Origin of the sequence: [Zimmermannella] faecalis ATCC 13722 (genome assembly GCF_000381765.1) — a bacterium.
Taxonomy (GTDB): Bacteria; Actinomycetota; Actinomycetes; order Actinomycetales; family Microbacteriaceae; genus Gulosibacter; species Gulosibacter faecalis.
In genome coordinates this window covers 90,294-107,476 of the sequence record NZ_KB907075.1, presented here as the reverse complement: position 1 = coordinate 107,476, position 17,183 = coordinate 90,294, and the positions used below count along the sequence as shown (strand labels likewise).

Annotated in this window: 16 protein-coding genes; 8 read left to right on the top strand and 8 right to left on the bottom strand. The window is 70.2% G+C overall.

What is annotated here, in order from left to right; all coding sequences use genetic code 11:
* Positions 1–18: 18 nt before the first annotated feature.
* The 4 genes from G328_RS13985 (at position 19) to G328_RS0103200 (ending at position 4,106) form a co-directional block, all read left to right on the top strand.
* Positions 19–1,128, top strand: coding sequence for an ABC transporter substrate-binding protein (locus G328_RS13985; protein WP_019617905.1), 1,110 nt, complete (start codon positions 19–21; stop codon positions 1,126–1,128).
* Positions 1,129–1,193: 65 nt separating this feature from the next.
* Positions 1,194–1,829 (top strand): GntR family transcriptional regulator, encoded by a 636-nt coding sequence (locus G328_RS0103210; protein ID WP_019617904.1) that lies wholly within the window; start codon positions 1,194–1,196, stop codon positions 1,827–1,829.
* 37 nt (positions 1,830–1,866) lie between these two features.
* Entirely contained in the window at positions 1,867–2,913 is a 1,047-nt protein-coding gene (locus G328_RS0103205; protein WP_019617903.1) for a 4-oxalomesaconate tautomerase, read from the top strand.
* 35 nt (positions 2,914–2,948) lie between these two features.
* Positions 2,949–4,106, top strand: coding sequence for an MFS transporter (locus G328_RS0103200; protein ID WP_019617902.1), 1,158 nt, complete (start codon positions 2,949–2,951; stop codon positions 4,104–4,106).
* On the opposite strand, the gene G328_RS0103195 is transcribed toward G328_RS0103200, so the two are convergent.
* The 8 genes from G328_RS0103195 to G328_RS13965 all read right to left on the bottom strand — a co-directional run bounded on the left by G328_RS0103195 (position 4,107) and on the right by G328_RS13965 (position 13,124).
* Positions 4,107–5,270: a hypothetical protein gene (locus tag G328_RS0103195; RefSeq protein ID WP_154651508.1), complete on the bottom strand. Its 1,164-nt coding sequence runs from the start codon at positions 5,268–5,270 to the stop codon at positions 4,107–4,109. It lies immediately after the preceding gene.
* Between the two features lie 130 nt (positions 5,271–5,400).
* The gene (locus tag G328_RS13980) at positions 5,401–7,146 is read right to left on the bottom strand and encodes an ABC transporter transmembrane domain-containing protein (protein ID WP_222828647.1); all 1,746 of its coding nucleotides are present in this window, start codon (positions 7,144–7,146) and stop codon (positions 5,401–5,403) included.
* A gap of 8 nt (positions 7,147–7,154) precedes the next feature.
* Entirely contained in the window at positions 7,155–8,330 is a 1,176-nt protein-coding gene (locus tag G328_RS0103185) for a hypothetical protein (RefSeq protein WP_019617899.1), read from the bottom strand.
* A gap of 115 nt (positions 8,331–8,445) precedes the next feature.
* Positions 8,446–9,348, bottom strand: a complete 903-nt coding sequence (locus G328_RS0103180) for a hypothetical protein (protein WP_235619840.1) — start codon at positions 9,346–9,348, stop codon at positions 8,446–8,448.
* On the bottom strand, positions 9,345–9,953 hold the full coding sequence (locus tag G328_RS15680) for a hypothetical protein (RefSeq protein ID WP_019617897.1): 609 nt from the start codon (positions 9,951–9,953) through the stop codon (positions 9,345–9,347). Before G328_RS15680 ends, G328_RS0103180 begins: the two co-directional genes overlap by 4 nt.
* 72 nt (positions 9,954–10,025) lie before the next feature.
* On the bottom strand, positions 10,026–11,513 hold the full coding sequence (locus G328_RS0103170; protein WP_019617896.1) for a phytoene desaturase family protein: 1,488 nt from the start codon (positions 11,511–11,513) through the stop codon (positions 10,026–10,028).
* An 84-nt stretch (positions 11,514–11,597) separates the two neighbouring features.
* Positions 11,598–12,035 (bottom strand): DUF3817 domain-containing protein, encoded by a 438-nt coding sequence (locus tag G328_RS15675; RefSeq protein WP_019617895.1) that lies wholly within the window; start codon positions 12,033–12,035, stop codon positions 11,598–11,600.
* Positions 12,036–12,044: 9 nt separating this feature from the next.
* Positions 12,045–13,124, bottom strand: coding sequence for a DMT family transporter (locus tag G328_RS13965; RefSeq protein ID WP_019617894.1), 1,080 nt, complete (start codon positions 13,122–13,124; stop codon positions 12,045–12,047).
* A gap of 319 nt (positions 13,125–13,443) precedes the next feature.
* On the opposite strand from G328_RS13965, the gene G328_RS0103155 reads away from it, so the two are divergent.
* The 4 genes from G328_RS0103155 to G328_RS0103140 all read left to right on the top strand — a co-directional run bounded on the left by G328_RS0103155 (position 13,444) and on the right by G328_RS0103140 (position 17,173).
* Positions 13,444–13,635, top strand: a complete 192-nt coding sequence (locus G328_RS0103155; RefSeq protein ID WP_019617893.1) for a hypothetical protein — start codon at positions 13,444–13,446, stop codon at positions 13,633–13,635.
* A 66-nt stretch (positions 13,636–13,701) separates the two neighbouring features.
* The gene (locus G328_RS0103150) at positions 13,702–14,730 is read left to right on the top strand and encodes an ABC transporter ATP-binding protein (protein ID WP_019617892.1); all 1,029 of its coding nucleotides are present in this window, start codon (positions 13,702–13,704) and stop codon (positions 14,728–14,730) included.
* Positions 14,727–15,785: an ABC transporter permease gene (locus G328_RS0103145; protein ID WP_019617891.1), complete on the top strand. Its 1,059-nt coding sequence runs from the start codon at positions 14,727–14,729 to the stop codon at positions 15,783–15,785. The genes G328_RS0103150 and G328_RS0103145 overlap by 4 nt, the downstream gene beginning before the upstream one ends.
* Entirely contained in the window at positions 15,782–17,173 is a 1,392-nt protein-coding gene (locus tag G328_RS0103140; RefSeq protein WP_019617890.1) for a YcaO-like family protein, read from the top strand. The genes G328_RS0103145 and G328_RS0103140 overlap by 4 nt, the downstream gene beginning before the upstream one ends.
* Positions 17,174–17,183 lie beyond the last annotated feature (10 nt).

Sequence of the window (17,183 nt, the reverse complement as noted above, 5' to 3'; positions counted from 1 at the left end):
TCCAATGGAGGACGAATCATGAATCGCACATCTAAAGCGGGGATCGCGGTCGCCGCCGTCGCAACCCTATTGCTGTCGGCCTGCTCGAGTTCCGGGGGCGGCGGCAACGAAGAGTACGTCAATGAAAACGGCGACCTCGTCATCGACGGTCAGTTGATCGCCGACGCGGCTCTGCTCGAAGAAGCCCAGTCCGAAGGGTCATTGACGTTCTACACGGGCGGCAGCGAGGTGTCTGAGCAGCAAGCAGCCGACGCCTTCACCGAGGCCACCGGAATCGACGTCGAGATCGTTCGGCTCGCGCCAAACAAGCTGAACGAGCGAATCCTCTCAGAACAGGCCGCGGGCCAACTCGCCGCCGACGTGATCCGAATTTCGGGCGAGGACCTGATCAGCGGCATCTCCGAGGCCGGCACATTCACGCCGGTTGAGCTCACCGATGACGTCGCTGGCTCGCTGTTCGACACTGCGAAGTTTGAAGACGGCATGTACTACTCGAGTTTCGACCGCGTCTATAGCTTCGGCTACAACAACCAGATCATCGACGAGGCCGATGCCCCGCAGAACTGGGCAGATCTGACAGACCCTGAGTGGTCGGGGAAGATCGGCATCGTTCAGGTCGGCGCGGGTGGCAGCACCGCCGCCTTGACGCGCTTCCAGTTCGCAGAGCTGGGGGACGAGTGGATGGAAGACCTGGCGGCGAACAAGCCCCGGATCTATGACTCGTCCGCTGCCCTCACCGATGGTCTCGCCCGTGGCGAGATCTCGATCGGCGCGGTTCCCATTGCGACGGCCTACTCCGCAGAGCTCGACGGCGCCCCCATCACGATCGCGATGCCCGAAGAAGGTGCGGCCGCTTACCCGTTCTACCTTGGACAAACGGAGTCGGCCAGCCATCCCGCCGCCGCGCAGGTGTTCGTGAACTGGCTGCTGTCGAATAATGGACAGGCGCTCGCGGCGTCCCTTGGCGACTATCCGGTCAGTGAGGGCGCACCTACCCCGACGATCGGTGACGTCGAACTACCTGCCGCCGACAGTGACTTCGTATTCCGGGCATCGCTGGAAGAGTCGCTCGATAACCTTGAGTCCGACGCGGCGAAGTGGGCCGACATCTTCGGCTATACCGGCTAGGAACCGTGGCGGGGTCGGCGAGACGCCGGCCCCGCCACCACCGAGACATTACAACGGAGACAAATATGGACCTCGCGTCGAGAATTCGCGAACAGATCCTCGCCGGCGAACTCGTGCCGAAACAGCGGTTGGTTGAAGCCGACCTCTCAGAGGAATTCGGCGCTTCGAGAGCAGCAATCCGCGAGGCCCTCAGCGAACTCGCGGGCGAGGGGCTTGTAGAGCGCATCGCCAATCGCGGTGCGCGAGTGCGCGTCGTTGAGTATGCCGAAGCGATCGAAATCGCCGAGGCCCGCCGCGCGCTCGAAAGCTTGTGTGCGGGGAAGGCCGCTGAGGTCATCACAGACGACGAGATCGCGGAGCTGCGCGCAATCGGCGAAGCGATGAGCCGAGCCGTCGACGCGCACGACCGGGATTCCTATGCGGCGAGAAACAATGAACTCCACCGGCGAGTACATGAGATCTCGGGGCAGGCGACCGCGACCGGTCTGATCCGGCGCTTGCGCGGACAGAACGTGCGACAGCAGTACCGCCTGGCCCAGAAGCCGGGGCGCGCCGAGGTCTCGATCGGCGAACACCTGGAAATCATCGAAACGATCTGCCGCCGCGATGCGCGCGCGGCAGAAGCCGCGATGTCTGCGCACCTGAATAGCGTGATCGACGCGATGCGCGCGGTGCACGCGAAAGAATCTTCCGCCCGCTAACTCCCGGGCATTCTGAACATCTTGACGAAGGGAACGTATGTCTACGGGCATCCCCTGTTTCATCATTCGTGGCGGCACCTCGAAAGGTGCGTATTTCCTCGCTGAGGACCTCCCCGACAACGAGGGCGAACGCGACGATCTGCTCCTCCGGATTATGGGGTCACCAGACGCACGACAGATCGACGGAATCGGCGGTGCACACCCATTGACGAGCAAGGTCGCGGTGATCGGTGCCAACGACGGGGGAATTGACTACCTCTTTCTTCAAGTTGGCATTGACTCGGCGATCGTCAGCGACAAACAGAACTGCGGAAACTTGCTGGCAGGGGTCGGCCCGTTTGCGATCGAGCGAGGGCTGTGGCCAGCCGAGGAGGGCATCACCCGAGTGCCGATTCGGCTGCTCAACTCCGCAGGATCCGCAACCGCACAGGTGCAGACTCCCAATGGCCGCGTGGAATATGACGGCGACACTCGCATCGATGGTGTGCCAGGAACCGCCGCGGCAGTGGTTCTCGACTTCGCAGACACCGCGGGCTCATCCTGCGGCGCGTTGCTGCCGACCGGAAACCAGAGGGACGAGATCGATGGCACTCCAGTGACCTGCATCGATAACGGCATGCCCGTTGTCGTGGTCGCTGTTCAGGACCTTGGGGTCACTGGATACGAGTCGGTGGCGGAGCTCGAGTCGAATGTCGAGTTGTGTGCCCGCGTCGAGCGTCTGCGAATCGCAGCCGGCCTCCGTATGGGCCTTGGCGATGTGACTGACGCGACGGTTCCCAAGGTGTCACTCGTGGCAGCACCGAGATCGGGTGGCGCGATCAGTACACGGACGTTTATCCCCCATCGTGTGCACACCTCGATCGGAGTTTTGGGTGCGGCGAGCGTGGCCGCCGCGGCACTCCTCGATGGGAGCGTCGCGAATCCCCTGCTCGAGTACACCGGCTCTCGGATCGCCATTGAGCATCCGACGGGCGCCTTTGAAGTCGAAGTGGAGCTCAACGGAGAAACGGTGGTGCGAACGGCCGCAGTACGCACGGCGAGACCGATCTTCGACGGCACAGTGTTCCCGAGACCACGCCGGTAGCAGTCGGCATGAAGCCGGAAGGCCGACCAGCGAGGTTGCTGATCCTGCTCGTGCACGCGGTCATTGTGCAGATGATCAGTTACGCAATGCGGCCCGCGATCTCCTACGGATTGCTCGAACTCGGCGGCGGCGGAGGCTGGGTGGGCGCCGCTACGGCGTCATTCGCACTGCCGCCGCTCTTACTGGCGATACCTGCTGGCCGTCTCGTCGACAGAATCGGTGAGCGCGTCTCGCTGATCATTGGCGGCACCGCATTCGTACTCGCGTGTGTGGTGGCTTGGGCCGGGAGCCACTCAGCGATCCTTCTCATTGTCGCGACGATGCTTCTCGGCATCGGCGTGTTGTTCTCCGTCGTGGGAGAGCAGACCTGGGTTATGCGGGATGCGACTACTGGGAAGCTCGACAACCTCTTCGGCGTGTATACGTTCGCGACCTCGTCGGGGCAGATGCTTGGTCCAGTGCTCCTGATGCAGCCCGGGGCCCAGGATTCGTCACCAAATCTGCAGGTCGTTTCGCTCATCGGGGTTGGTCTCGCAGCGATTTGTACGGCGATGTCCTGGTTCATCAAACCGACTCAGCGGGGGACATCGACAGAATCCTCAACCGCAGGGATGCTGCCTGAGGCGTGGCGCCTGCTCCGCAGGAAGGGCGTCATTCGGGCGCTGATGGCGAGCAGCCTGGTGCTGACCTCCCTCGACATCCTGCTTGCCTATCTGCCGATGCTCGCGCAGGAGCGCGGCTTCAGCCCGGTCATGCTCTCGATCTTCCTCATGGTGCGAGGCCTCGCGACCATGATCTCGAGGCTCCTGCTCGGCCCGATGACGACGAGATTCGGCCGCCGCGGCACGCTCGTCTGGACGGGAGTCGCGGCAGCGATCGCACTCGTGATCGTCGCATTGCCGGTGCCCCCGGCGCTGCTCGCGGCAGCATGCGCGGTTTACGGGTTTGCCGCAGGGGCGGTCCAACCGCTCACGATGTCTTGGATGACGCTTGTGACGCCACGTGAGCAGCGCGGCACGGGGGCCTCACTGCGACTCGTGGCCAACCGTGCCGGGCAAACGGTCATTCCCATTGTCGTCGCAGGCGTGTCGGTCGCATCGAGCGCGATGGCGGTGTTCCTCGTGACGGGAACGTCCCTGTTCATCGCGTCGTGGCTCTCCCGTGCGGCTCCCAACGACACGACTGAGGAGTGACTACCGGTTCCCGAGCAGCGCGACGAGCGTGATCGTCTCGCCGTCGACGCGGTAGAGCAGGCGCACGTCGTCGCGGCTGCTCGGCAGGCCGCCGCCCGACTCCACCGAGCAGTTGGATGCGCCCGAGCAGTCGGTCTTCGAGTAGTCGATGCTGACGGGCGACACCTCGGCGTAGACGCTCGCGGCCGAGCCGCCGCCGTGCGAGATCGGGTCGGCCCAGTCGGCGGCCACCGCGGAATCGTCGGTCACGGGCGTCACCTTCGACGACCCGGCCGACGACGTGATCGTGAAGATGCCGGTGCCGTCCGACGTGTTGCCCCACTCGAGGGCCTGCCAGTCGTTCTCGCTCGGCTCATCGCACCAGTTCGAGCACATCGTGACGACGTCGGAGAAGTTCGACGCCACCTCGTCGATGCCGGCCGACGAGAGCTCGACCGTCGCCTCGGCCGCGATCGCCTCAAGCGACCCGGGCGCATCCGCCTTCGCATCGCCGACGAGCACGGGCACGAGCACGGGATCGCTCGTCACCTCGACGAGGTCGGAATCGACCGACACGACGTACTCGTACGCCCCCGGCAGCGATGTGAAGGTCGACTCGCCCGCGATGTCGCCGTTCGTCGGCGTCACCTCGAACCCGGCGTCGGCGTACGTCGAGCCGGAGCCCGACTCGAGCCCCGACGCCTCGGTGAGCGCGTTCGTGATCTGCCAGTGCGGGTCGCCGCCGCCGGTCGTGAGATACCGCAGCTGGGCCTCCCACACGCCGCGGGCCTCGCCCACCTGATACGGCACCTCGACGGTGAGCGAGGCGCCGTCAAACGCGCCCGCGCCGTCGGCGACGTGCAGCGTCGTGGTGCGCTGCGGCGCGACGTCGGGAATCCGCACGTCGAGGTCGTCATAGTTCGGAATCATCTCGGCGAGCGCCGCCTCATCGCCCGAGTCGATCGCGGCAAACAACTCGTCGATCGCCTCCTCGACGGGCGGGGCGTCGGCGAACTTCTCGGGCAGCTCCTGCGTGACCTCCTCGTCGACGCCCGAGCCATCGGCGTCGGCCGTGCAGCCCATCAACAGCAGCGCGCCGGCGGCGGCCATCGCGGCCGGCGTCGCGAACCATCGCCCGCGTCCCAGACGGTGAAAGCGACGGGAACGGCGGGTGGGGCTGGTCACGAGGGTCCTTTCCTGGGCGGGCAATCCCTCGCACCCTACCGACGCGCGCGACCCGTTTCGTCGCACTCCAGCCGTATCCCGACGCACGACTCGACGATGACGAGGCGACGATCAGGCGACAACCAGCCCGCTACTCGTCGTCGCTGTCGTCGACCGGCCCGCGGCCGTCACCAAACGCCGCGACGCGCGCCGCGGTGCGCTCGCGAGCCCGCGCATCCGCCCCGTCGAGCTGCCACTCGCGCAGTTCGCCCTCGCCCGCGATGAGCTCGGGCCGGTGCGACGCGACGAGCACGATGCCCGGATACGCGGCGAGAATCTCGCGCAGCCGGTCGCGCCCCGCGGCATCGAGCGCCGCGTCGAGGTGCTCGAGCACGAGCAGGGGCGGGGTGCCGACGAGGGCCCGCGCGAGCTTGAGCCGCGCGACGTCGCTCGAGGTCCAGGGCGCCCCGTCGTTCTTCAGCTTGCGGGCGAGCCCGCGCGAATCGGCGTCGACGCGGCCCTCGAGCCCGACCTCGCGCACGACGCGGCGCAGCTCGTCGTCGCCGACGTCGGGGTCGCGGTACCCGATGAGCCGCCCGACCGACCCGCGCTCGAGCGGCAGCTCGTTCGACGCGAACCCGACGAGGCTGCGGCGGAACCGCGCGGGCGCGAGCCGCAGGTCGAAGCCGCCGAGGCGCACGGTCGCGCGCGCGTCGTCGTCCAGCTCAGCGTCAGTCTCGCCGCCGAGCAGCTCCCGCACGGTGCGCCGCACGAGGGCCGGATGCGCCGAGCGCAGCAGCACGCGATCGCCCGGCTCGGCGCGCAGGCCGGGCACGTCGACGCCGCCGGGCGCGAAGCCCTCGACGAGCAGCTTGCCGAACCCGTCGTCGGGCGCCTGGTCGCGCATCCGCCGCTCGTGCTCTCGGCGCCAGGCGCGCTCGCGGTCGCGCTCGCGCGCCTCGAACTCGGTCGCCTCGGCGAGCATGGGGGCGAGGATGCGCCGGGCCGCGCGATAGTTCTGGCGGTACTCGACGACGCGGCCGAGGTCGGCCATGGGCGTCGACATGACCCCGAGCAGCGTCATCGCCGACGCGACGGCCGCCGCCGACACGTGGCCGAGCAGCGCGAGCAGCACGACTGCGGCGGTGCACAGCGACGCGGTCGTGATCGTGAGCGCCCGCACGAGGCCCGTCACCTGCGCGCGGTCGACGGCGGCGTCGACGACGCGGGCCGAGGCGCGGTCGACGGCGCTGAGTTCGCGGCGCACGGCCCCCGCGACTCGCACCGACTCGCCCGCGCGGGCCGTGTCGGCGATGTGACCCGACATGCGTCCCCGCTGCCGGCGCAGGCGCCGTGCCCGGTCGTGCGCGGCGCGCGCGAGCCGCGGCAGCACGAGCGCCATGGCCCCGATCGGCACCGCGATCGCGAGGGCGACGGCGGGCTGCGTCGCCGCGAGCACCGCGACGACCGTGCCGATGAGTGTGAGGCCCGTGCACAGGGGAACGATGCCCTGGGCGATCCAGTTGCGCACGGCGGTGAGGTCGTTCGAGGCGCGCGTGACGATGACGCCGAGCGAGCGGTTACCGATGTCGCCGAGCGCGGCCGCAACGAGGCGGCGGCGCTGCTCGAACACGTAGTCCTGGCCGAGTGCCTCGGCGACGATCCGCTCGCTCCAGCGGGCGATGCCGACGCCGAAGACGGCGCCGACGAGCCCGACGAGCGCCGCCCACGCGAGGTCGTTGCCGGTCGCGGGGCCCGCGCTCGCGAAGCCGAGCACGGCATCGACGCAACCGGCCATGACGAGCGCGAGCACCGCCTGCGCCGCGCCGAGCCCGACGAGGCCGACGAGCATCCCGCGCCGCCGGCCCCGCCACACGGGCGGCATCTTCGCTGCCACGCCGGCGCCTACTTCGTGCGCTCGAGCAGCGCGACGGCCCGCTCGGGCGCGGCGAGGTCATGCGTGCCGATGACCGGCACGTCGAGGCTCGCGAGGGCCCGCTCGGCCTCGGCGGTCGCGAGGGGCGACGAGGTCAGCACGCCCGTCGCGACGCTCACCCGCAGCCCCGCCTCCTGCAGCTCGCGCACGCCCGCGAGGGCGCCGAGCGCGTCGGTCGCGGCGAACACGACGTGATCGACCGCGGCCTGGAAGTCGGGGTCGCGCAGCAGCTGCGCCGTCTCGTGCTGGAACACGCCGTCGGCGATCTCGATGACGACCGCGTCGGGGTCGTCGGTCGCGAGCTGCTCGATGAGCCCGAACGTGAGCGCGCGAATCTGCGGCATCGCGAGCTTGAACGTCGTGCCGTACCCGAAGTCGCTGAAGTCGAGCACGCGCTCGGCGCCGCCGTCGGCGTAGAGCGTCGGATCGTTGCCCGCGCCCGTGCCGGTCGCCTTACCGGCGCTCACCCGCAGCCCCGACTTCGTGAGGCCGTTGATGAGCGTCGCCATCGCGGTCGACTTGCCCGAGTTCATCGACGTGCCGAGCACTGCGATCACCTCGGGGCGGGCGACCCCGCGCGAGTCGACGGGGCGGATGGGCGCCCCGGTCGACGACGCCCGGTACGGCGCGTAGTCGGCGAGGTTGACGATGCCGCGCGCGTCGGCGACGAGGCCGAGCGGCTCGAGCTGCGTCGGCGAACCGATGCGGTCGTGCTGCGCGGTGACGGTTCCGGCGATGCCGCCGGCCGCGACGAGGTGGCACGGCTCGAGCTCGCCGGGCACGTGCGCGAGAAACTGGTCGGCCGCGTAGCGGTTGCCGTAGGCGACCATGACGAGGTGGTCGTCGAACAGAATCGCCTTGCGCGACTCGGGCGTCTCGATGCGCTTGTGGTTGCCGATGCGGGTCACGCGGGCCACGACGACGTCGCCGGCGCGAGGATGCACGCCCGGGCCCGCGACGAGCTCGAAGGCGTCGGGGTCGACGGCGATCGCGTCGGCGACGAAGCGGGTCGTGTACGCGGCCTGCACGCGGTCGGGGAGCGGGCGGCGGGACGTCGTGGTGGCGGTCGCAGCGGTGCTGGTGGCGGTGTCGTGGGCGGTGGCTGCGGTGGTGTGGCCGGTCGTGCGGCTGAGCGTCGTGGTCATGGTGTCGGCCTTTCGGTTTCGGCTCGGAGCCGGGTGGGTGGCCGGGGAGCATCCGACCTGTTGGTAGTGAATCGAGGGGCGATGAAACCCGAATTGGGCGGTGATGAGAGGGCTCTCACGAAGCGCGTGAGAGCCCCGGAACGGCCGACAGCGCAGGAACATTCGTGACGTACGGCAGATACGCGACGCCCGACGTGTTGTACGAGAACTTGATGCCCATAATCACGCGGATGCCGACGTGCATGCCCCACGCGGCGACCGCGAAGAGGTAGCCGAGCCGGCGGTCGATGAGGGAGAGCGGGGCGCCGAGCTCGACGGCGAGGGCGCCGGCCGCGAGCAGCCCGATCTGCGTCTGGCTGCGGTACGTCGCGGCCGCGAGCCGGGGCGCGGGCGTGCCGAACGACTCCTTGCGAATCGCGTCGGCGGCGATCTGGTCGCGCAGCGTGTCGCCGCTCGCCCAGGCCCAGCCGCGCGGGCTGCGCACCTTCGCGACGCCCGAGATGAGGTAGACGGCGCAGGTCGCGACGTTCATCGCGGTCGCGATGCCGCCGTAGTGCCGGGCGGGCTGGGCCGGGCGGCGCGCGAGCAGCGCATCCACCGACCACGCGTCGGCCGCGCGGCTCGTGCCGAGCACGACCTGGTGCATCGTGAGCGTGTTGTCGTTGTGGAAGATCATGCCCCACGAGTTGCGGTAGCTGATCGTCCACAGCTGCAGCGCCGCATTGAGCGGGCCCGTGATGCGGTGCGCGATGCCGAGGGTCGCGGCGGCGTTCGCGAGCTGCGCCGCGTCGAAGAGGGCGTCGGCGACGCGCGGCGGCAGCGGCCGGCGCAGCACGCGCACGACGCCGACGGGCGCGAAGCGCGAGGGGTCCTGCCGGTGGAGGTTCCGCAGGGTCGGGCGGCGGCGCAGGTTGTGGATGCCCGAAAATAGCCCGACGCCGATGCGCGAGATCGCAGGGCGGGCGGGATGCGTGACGGGGCGAAGGCGGCGGGTCACGGCGCGCACGAGCGGCATCATGCGGCGGCCCTCGCGGTGCGACGGGTCGCGTGCCGCACGATCGCGCGGCCGCCGACGGCGCACTCGGAGTGCACGATCTCGGAGCGCGGGGCGCGGATGCCCGGGGTCGCGTCGGTGCCGAAGTAGTCGGCGAACACGAAGCGGGAGCGCACGACCTCGACCCGCACGATGGGGTCTGCGTCGTGAGCGTCGGAGTCGGTGACGTCTGAACCGGCGGCGAGCGCGTCGGCGTAGGTCTGCGCGACCTCGGCAGCGCGGCCGGCCCGCACGGCGCGCGCGATCTGCTTGCGCACCTGGTTGAGCCCGCCCGCGCCATAGAGGCGGTAGTGCGGAATCACGCGGCGCCCGCTGGCCGTGAACCCGACGACGTGCGGCAGCCAGAGGCGGCCGCGGCGGTCGGTCGAGAACATCGGATACGTCGAGAGCGGGAACGAGTCGCGGTCGAACTTCGCCGCGTCGACCTGCCCGCGGGAGCCGCGGTAGTGGCGCAGCGGGGTGAGCAGCAGGCCCGCGAGGGCGGCGTAGCCGAGGAGCGGGAGGGCGTCGCGGGCGGTGACGTGGTCGGCGCTGGCCGAACCTGGGAGGGGAGCGGCAGGTGCACGCATGGGGTGTCCTTTCGACGGTGAGAGGAGGCGGTGTGAGATCTGGGCGCGCTGGCCGGCCGGTACTGGACGGCGCTACCGGTTCGCGCGGGCGAAGTCGGCGAGCACAGCGTGCGCCGCCCAGTAACCGGGCATGCCGTGCACGCCGGGGCCGGGAGGGGCCGCGGCCGAGGCGAGGTACGTCGCGGCGCCGAGGCGGTACGGGTTCGCGGCGACGCCGAGGCGCGTGAGCAGCTGCCCGCTGGTCATCGCACCGGCCGCGATGTCGCCGCCGACGAGATTCGGGTTCCAGGCCTCGAGCTGCGCGGGCGGCGTGACGCGCCGGAACACGACCGTGTCGCGGAACCCCGGCGCGAAGCGTTCGAGCTGCCGCTCGATGCGGTCGACGACCTCGTCGTCATGCCAGTCGGCGTAGCCGTGCGGCACGTGCGCGTAGCCCGAGAGCACGACCCCGTCGCCGTCGCTGCGGGTGCGGTCGGCCGCCTGCTGCTGCGTCATGAGCACGAAAGGCCGCTCGGGGAGGCGGCCCGCCGCGACGTCGGCCTCGGCGCGAATCACCTCGTCGGCGTCGCCCGCGACGTGCACGGTGGTCGCCTCGGCGACCCGCGGGTTGGTCCAGGGCGCGGGCTCGCGCAGCAGGTAGTCGACCTTGCACGCGGCGGCGCCGTGGCGCCAGCGGGCGAGGCGCCGCGTCGGCAGCTCATCGGTGCCGCCGAGGCGCGCGATCTGGCGCGGCGTGAGCGCGAGCACGGTCGCGTCGGCGCCGGGCAGGTCGCGCAGGTCGGTCACCTCGTGGCCGAGGTGGAGCCGCGCGCCGGCGAGCGTCGCGACCTCGACCAGCGCATCCGTGATCGCCCCGCTGCCGCCGCGCGCGACGGGCCAGCCGTGGGTCATGCCGAGCGCGCCGAAGAGCGCGCCGAACGCGCCCGTGAGCGGCTGACCGAGGGGCGCGAACGCGTGCGCGGCCGAGCCCGCGAACAGGGCACGGCCCTCGGCCGAGCGAAGCCTGCGGTTCGCGATCGCCGCCGCGGGCGCGAGGGCGGTCGGCGCGAAGCGGGCGAGCTTCGCGAGCGTGCGGGGGCGCCCCGCGAGCCGCGGCGCGGGCTGCAGCAGCGCCGCGACGGCCTCGTCGATGTGGTCGGTGAGCGGGCGGTGCAGGCGGCGCCACGCGGCGGCGTCGCGGCCGAGGTCGTCGGCGGTCCAGTCGAGGTCGTGGTGCAGCAGGCCCGCGCGCCCGTCGTCGAGCGGATGCGCGAGGGCGAAGGGGGAGTGCCGCCACTCGAGGCCGTGCTCTTCGAGCCGCAGCTCGCGAAACGCGGGGCTCGCGATGCCGAACGGATGCGCGGCGGCGCCGAGATCGACGCGCGTGCCAGGGCCGAGCGCGTCGGTCGTCGAGGCCGAGCCGCCGGGCTGCGCGGCCCGCTCGTAGATGTCGACCTGCCAGCCCGCGCGGGCGAGGAGGGCGGCGGCCGTGAGGCCGTTCGGGCCGGCGCCGACGACGACCGCGCGGCGCCCGGCGGTCTCGCGCGCGGCGGTCGCGGCGTCGAGGGTGTACTGGTGCATGCCATCGACTCTTCCCGCGCGCGATGAGGCGCGCGTGAGCCGAGTATGAGAGCCGCATGAGACGCGGCGGGCGTCCAACCTGAGCTACGCGCCGAGTGACGACGTGAGCACGAACGCGAACAGCGCGATCGTCGATCCCGCGAGGGTGAGCGGATGCGTCGCGGTCCAGTGCGCGACGCCCGTCAGCTCGGCGTCGGGCTGATCGGGGCCGGCCTCGAGGCGACGCCCGAGCGGCGGGCGGCGGTGTACGAACCAGTCGAACGCGAGCGTGCAGAACGGCGGCACCGACGCTGCGGCTCCGAGCAGTAGCGCCCACCACGGCCAGCGGGCGTGGCGGGTCGCGACGATGACCGCGAAGAGGTACGCGACGAAGGCGGTGCCGTGGAGCGACCCGGCCCACGAGATGAGGGTGCCGCCGAGCTCGTCATGGCCCGTCGCGCGCACGACGATCGACGCGATGAGGAACGCCCACGTGCACGCCTCGATGACCGAGGTGACGCGAAGCAGACGGGCGGGATGCACCCGCCAAGCCTACCGATTCGCGGCGGCCCGCCGCGCGTTCGCGACCGTCGTGAAGCCGATCGCCGCGATAACGATCGCGATGCCGAGCCACTGCAGCACGGTGATCTGCTCGGCGAGGAACACGACGCCGCCCACGACCGCGACGAGCGGCTGGATGAGCAGCAGCATCGGCCCCGTCGTGCCGTCAACGCGGGGGAGCGCGCTCGACGTCGCGATCCAGCCGACCACCTGCGCGAGCAGCGCGAGGGCGATGAGCACGAGCAGGTGCTCGAGCGGCGGCGTGAAGTTCGGGGTGCCGAACGGCGTCGCGACGAGCGTGCCGACGACCATCGCCGACGTCGTCGACAGGAACACCTGCGTGCAGGCGTGGCCCGTCGGCCGGGCTCGCGCGATCACCATGACGTAGCCCGCGTAGGCGAAGCCGCCGGCAACCGCGAGCATGACGCCGAGGAACACCTGGCCCGAGAACGAGCCCTGCTCGAGCGCGCCGCTGAGCAACACGACGCCGGCGAGCATGAACGGAATCGCGATGACGAACGGCCGCGCCATGCGCTCGCGGAAGAACAGCAGCGCCATGAGCGGCACGATGATGACCTGCAGATTACCGGCGACCGTCGCGATGCCCGCGCCCGCGAGGTAGACGCCGGGGATAAACAGGCCCACGTCGAGGCCGAAGAACACGCCCGCGAGCAGGTGCATCGCCATGCCCTTCCATCGCATCCGACCGTTGAGCCGCCACTCGAGCACAGCGAAGATCGCGAGCGGAATGAGCGCGATGCTGAAGCGGAAGAAAATCGTCGTCGCCGCGTTCTCGCCCGACATCTTCGTGAGCAGCGGCCCCATGCCCACCGCGAGCGAGCCGAGCACGACCACGAGCCTCGCGTCGAGCTTCGTGAGGAACGCGAAGAGGTCCTTCGGCACCCGCTTGCCGGCCGCGCGCAGGCGCCGGCGCTCGGCGGCGGGGATCGCCGTCGTGAGCAGCATCGTGGTCGTCGGCACGACCGGGAGGACGTCGCTGACCGGCTCTACCTGCCGCTCGTTCGGCTTCGCCCAGTGCGATCGATCGCTGCGCTCCGGCTGCTCCACCATGGCTCCCTCTTCTCTCGACGAATGAATGATGTCACCCCGCCGATTCGCGGCCAAAACGGCCCCGAAATTGCCTGCACGAACCTGCCACGCGAACTACCTGCCACCCGCGGATTTTGCTCATCCGATCGGCTGACTCCCCAGTGTTTACCAAGGATGTGGGGGTGCCAGATCGTGCCACGCTGCAGCTTCCGGACACGGCTCGAAGCTGATCTTGTTGGCCACTTGGTCGCCGGGGGAATCTCTAACCACCTCGAGGGGCACACCGCAGCACAGCCCCCGAGCAACCACCGGCCAGCAGGCCACAAGCGAAAGGCAAGAAATGTTCAAGAACTTCACTCCCAAGCGTCTCGTGGCCGTAGCCCTCCTCGCCGGCGGCTTCGCCGTCGCCGCGCCGACCGTCGTGAACGCGGTCGAGCAGCCCGTCGACCTCGCGGCCGGCGTCATCGACGCGAGCACGGTCACCGACGTCGCCTCGGCCCCGGCCGTGTGGGAGTGGGACGAGTGGGAGTAACCCCGCATCGACCGTAGCGCTGAACCGCGCACCGCACCGAAATAGCAACCAGAGAAAGGAACTTCGATGACCACGCTGGAATCGCCCGCACGGCACCACGCATCGGCGGCCACGACCGCACCGGCCGCCCCGAAGCCCACCCCCGCCATCGCGATCGACCACCTCGTGAAGCGCTACGGCGACTTCACCGCCGTCGGCGACGTCAGCCTCAGCATCGAACCCGGCGAGATCTTCGGGCTCCTCGGCCCGAACGGTGCCGGCAAGACGACGACGATCGACCTCATCGTCGGCCTGCGCGAAGCCACGTCCGGCACCCTCCGCGTGCTCGGCCTCGACCCGGTCGCTGACCGCGCCGAGTTCACCGCGCGGGTCGCGGTGCAGCCGCAGGAGGCGAACCTCTACGACAACCTCACGGTGCTCGAGACCCTGGAGCTGTTCGCCTCGTTCCACGACGCGCCCCGCGGCGTCGACGAGATGGCCGAGCTCATCGGCCTCGACGACCAGCTGAAGGTGCGCGCGAAGAAGCTCTCGGGCGGCCAGCGCCGCCGCCTCCTCATCGGCGTCGCGCTCATCGGCGACCCCGAGGTCGTCGTGCTCGACGAACCCTCGGCCGGCCTCGACCCGTCGGCGCGGCACGAGCTCTGGCAGCTCATCACGAGCCTGCGCGGCCGCGGCACGACCGTGCTGCTCACGACGCATCACATGGATGAGGCGAGCGCGCTCTGCGACCGGGTCGCGATCATGGTCGACGGCGCGATCGTCGCGATCGACGCCCCCGACGAACTCGTGCGGGCCCGCTCGACCGGCCGCCGCGTCACCTTCACGGTCGCCGATGATGTCGACCTCGCCGTGCTCGAAACGCTCCCCATCGTGAGCGACGTCAGCGTCAGCCAGACCGCCGGCGTGCGCCGAGTCGCCGTCTCGACCGCCGACGCCGACGACCTCGTCGTCGAGCTCGCCCAGCGCGGCATCCGCACCCGCGACCTCGCCATCGCGACCCAAAGCCTCGAAGACGTATTCCTCGACCTCGCTGCCACGAGCGACTACGCCTCCCGCATCTCCGAGCAGCGCACCAAGGGAAGGAAGAACCGATGACCACGCTCGCCGCAGCACCCCGCCCCGCGACGAAATCGAACTCCGCGTTCGCCGAACTCACGGCGACCAACGCGAAGGAGCTCCTTCGCGACGGCAAGACGATGTTCTTCATCGTGTTCTTCCCGCTCTTCTTCCTCGGCCTGTTCGGGTTCCTCGGGTTCATGATCGACAGCCAAAACGACGCGCCCGTCGTTGAGGTAACCGCCTCGGCCGAGAGCGAAGCCGTCGTCGCCGAGCTCGAAGCCGCCGGCATCGAGGCGAGCGTCGCCGACGGCGCGACCCCGGCCGACGGCACGACCGCGCTCGTCACGATTGACGGCGACACGGCACAGGTCGTGCTCGACTCCGAGGCCCAGCCCCAGTGGCGCCCGCTCGTCGACGCCATCTCGGCGACCGGCATCGCGAAGCCCGACGTCACGACCGGCTACGAAGACGGCAGCCCCGTGTTCGATCCGCTGAAGAACAGCCTCGCCTCGATTGTCATGGTCTCGTTCCTCACGCTCGCCCTGCTCGGCACCGCCGTGCCCGTGGTCGGGCAACGCGGCAAGGGCATCCTGCGGGTGCTCGGCACGACTCCGCTCAAGCGCACGACGTACATCGCCGCGCAGTCGCCCGCCCGCCTCGTCATCGGCGTGCTCCAACTCGCGATCGTCGTGATCGTCACCGCCGCCCTCGGCTACCTGCGCCCCGCGACCATCCCGAGCCTCGTGATCACGTCGCTGCTCGGCCTCGGGATGCTCTTCGCGATCGGCTACCTCATCGGCTCCCGCGCCCGAAACCCCGAGTCGACGACGACGATCGTGTCGCTGCTCATCCCCGTCGCCCTCATGCTCTCGGGCTCGATCTTCCCGCTCAGCATGTTCCCCCCGGCCGTCGCCGACGCCGTGTCGTGGCTCCCCACGACCGTGCTCGCGAACGCCCTCTCGGTCGACCTCGTCGGCGCCGAGTCGGGCACGAGCACCCTCCTGTACTGGGCATACCTCGCCGGCGTCGGCATCGTCGCCGCCGTGCTCGCCGCCGTCGCCTTCCGCTGGGACCAGGGGGAGCAGCGATGACCACGACGACGCAGCCCACGACCAGCCAACCCACCACGACCCAGGCCACCACCACGCAGCCCACCACGGCACAGGCCGACCTCGGCGGCCTCGCCCAGCTCGACACCCTCGTCGGCCCCTACGGTGTCGTCAACGGCGTCAGCCGGCTCCCGAACCACGCGGGCGAACCCGCCTTCCCGATCTACGTCGCGAGCCTCGGCGACCTGACGCCGCTCAACGCGAACGTCGCAGAATCGACCGGCGGCGGCTCCACCCGGGGCACGATCGACGGCGCCGGCGGCGCACTCGACGAAGAGAAGGCCTCGCGCCTCTGCCTCGCCGAAGCGATCGAGCGCTACGCCTCGTGCTTCGTGCCCGAAGACGAGCTCATCTGGGCGACCGCCGACGAGCTCGGCGACGAGGCGGCCGACCTCACCCGCTTTCCCGAGTGCTCCGAGACCGAACTCGCGAACCCGCGCTCGTTCATGGCCCCGATCGACACGAGCGCCCGCATCCGCTGGGTGCGCGGCTGGTCGCTCACCGAGGGCCGCGCGAAGTGGGTGCCGGCCGTGAGCACCTGGCTGCACATCAACGCCCGCACCCACGCCGAGCGCTTCACCTCGCCGATCTCGACGGGATGCGCGACCCACACGTCGCTCACCCGCGCGGTGATCAACGGGCTCGCCGAAGTGGTGGAGCGCGACTCGATCGCCCTCACCTGGCTGCAGCGCATCTCGTGGCCGAAGCTCGAGATCGACGTCGACGACGAGCGCCTCGCGCCGTTCCGCCGCCGTTACGAGCGCAGCCACGTCACCACCCACTTCTTCGACGCGACGACCGACACGGGCATCCCGACCTTCTACTCGGTCGACGTCACGCCCGACAACGAGGTGCTCGGCCAGCTCGTCATGTGCAACACGTCGCTCGACCCGATCGACTCGATCGCGAAGATGTACCGCGAATCGGCCTCGTCGCGCATCGCGATGCAGTCGAGCCGCGAGCAGCCCGACGACGTCGACGAGTTCGTCTCGGTGTTCCACGGCGCGAGCTACATGGGTTCGCCCGAGCGCCGGAGCGAGTTCGACTTCCTGCTTGACTCCACCGAGACCCGCAAGCTCTCGGAGGTGCCCGACCTCACCTCGGGCGACGACGAGCAGGAGCTGCAGGAGATGGTGCGTCGCCTCGCCGCGATCGACGCCGAGGTGCTCGTGGTCGAGATCACGACCGAAGAGGCCAGGGCCGCAGGATTCCGGGTCGTGCGGGTCATCGTGCCCGAGCTCATGCCCCTCTCGTTCGTGCACACCGCCCGCTACCTCGCGCATCCGCGCCTCTACTCGGCGCCCGCGAAGCTCGGCTACCCCGTCGCCGACGAAGCCCACATCAACCCGCTCCCGCAGCCGTTCGCCTGACCGACCGCAC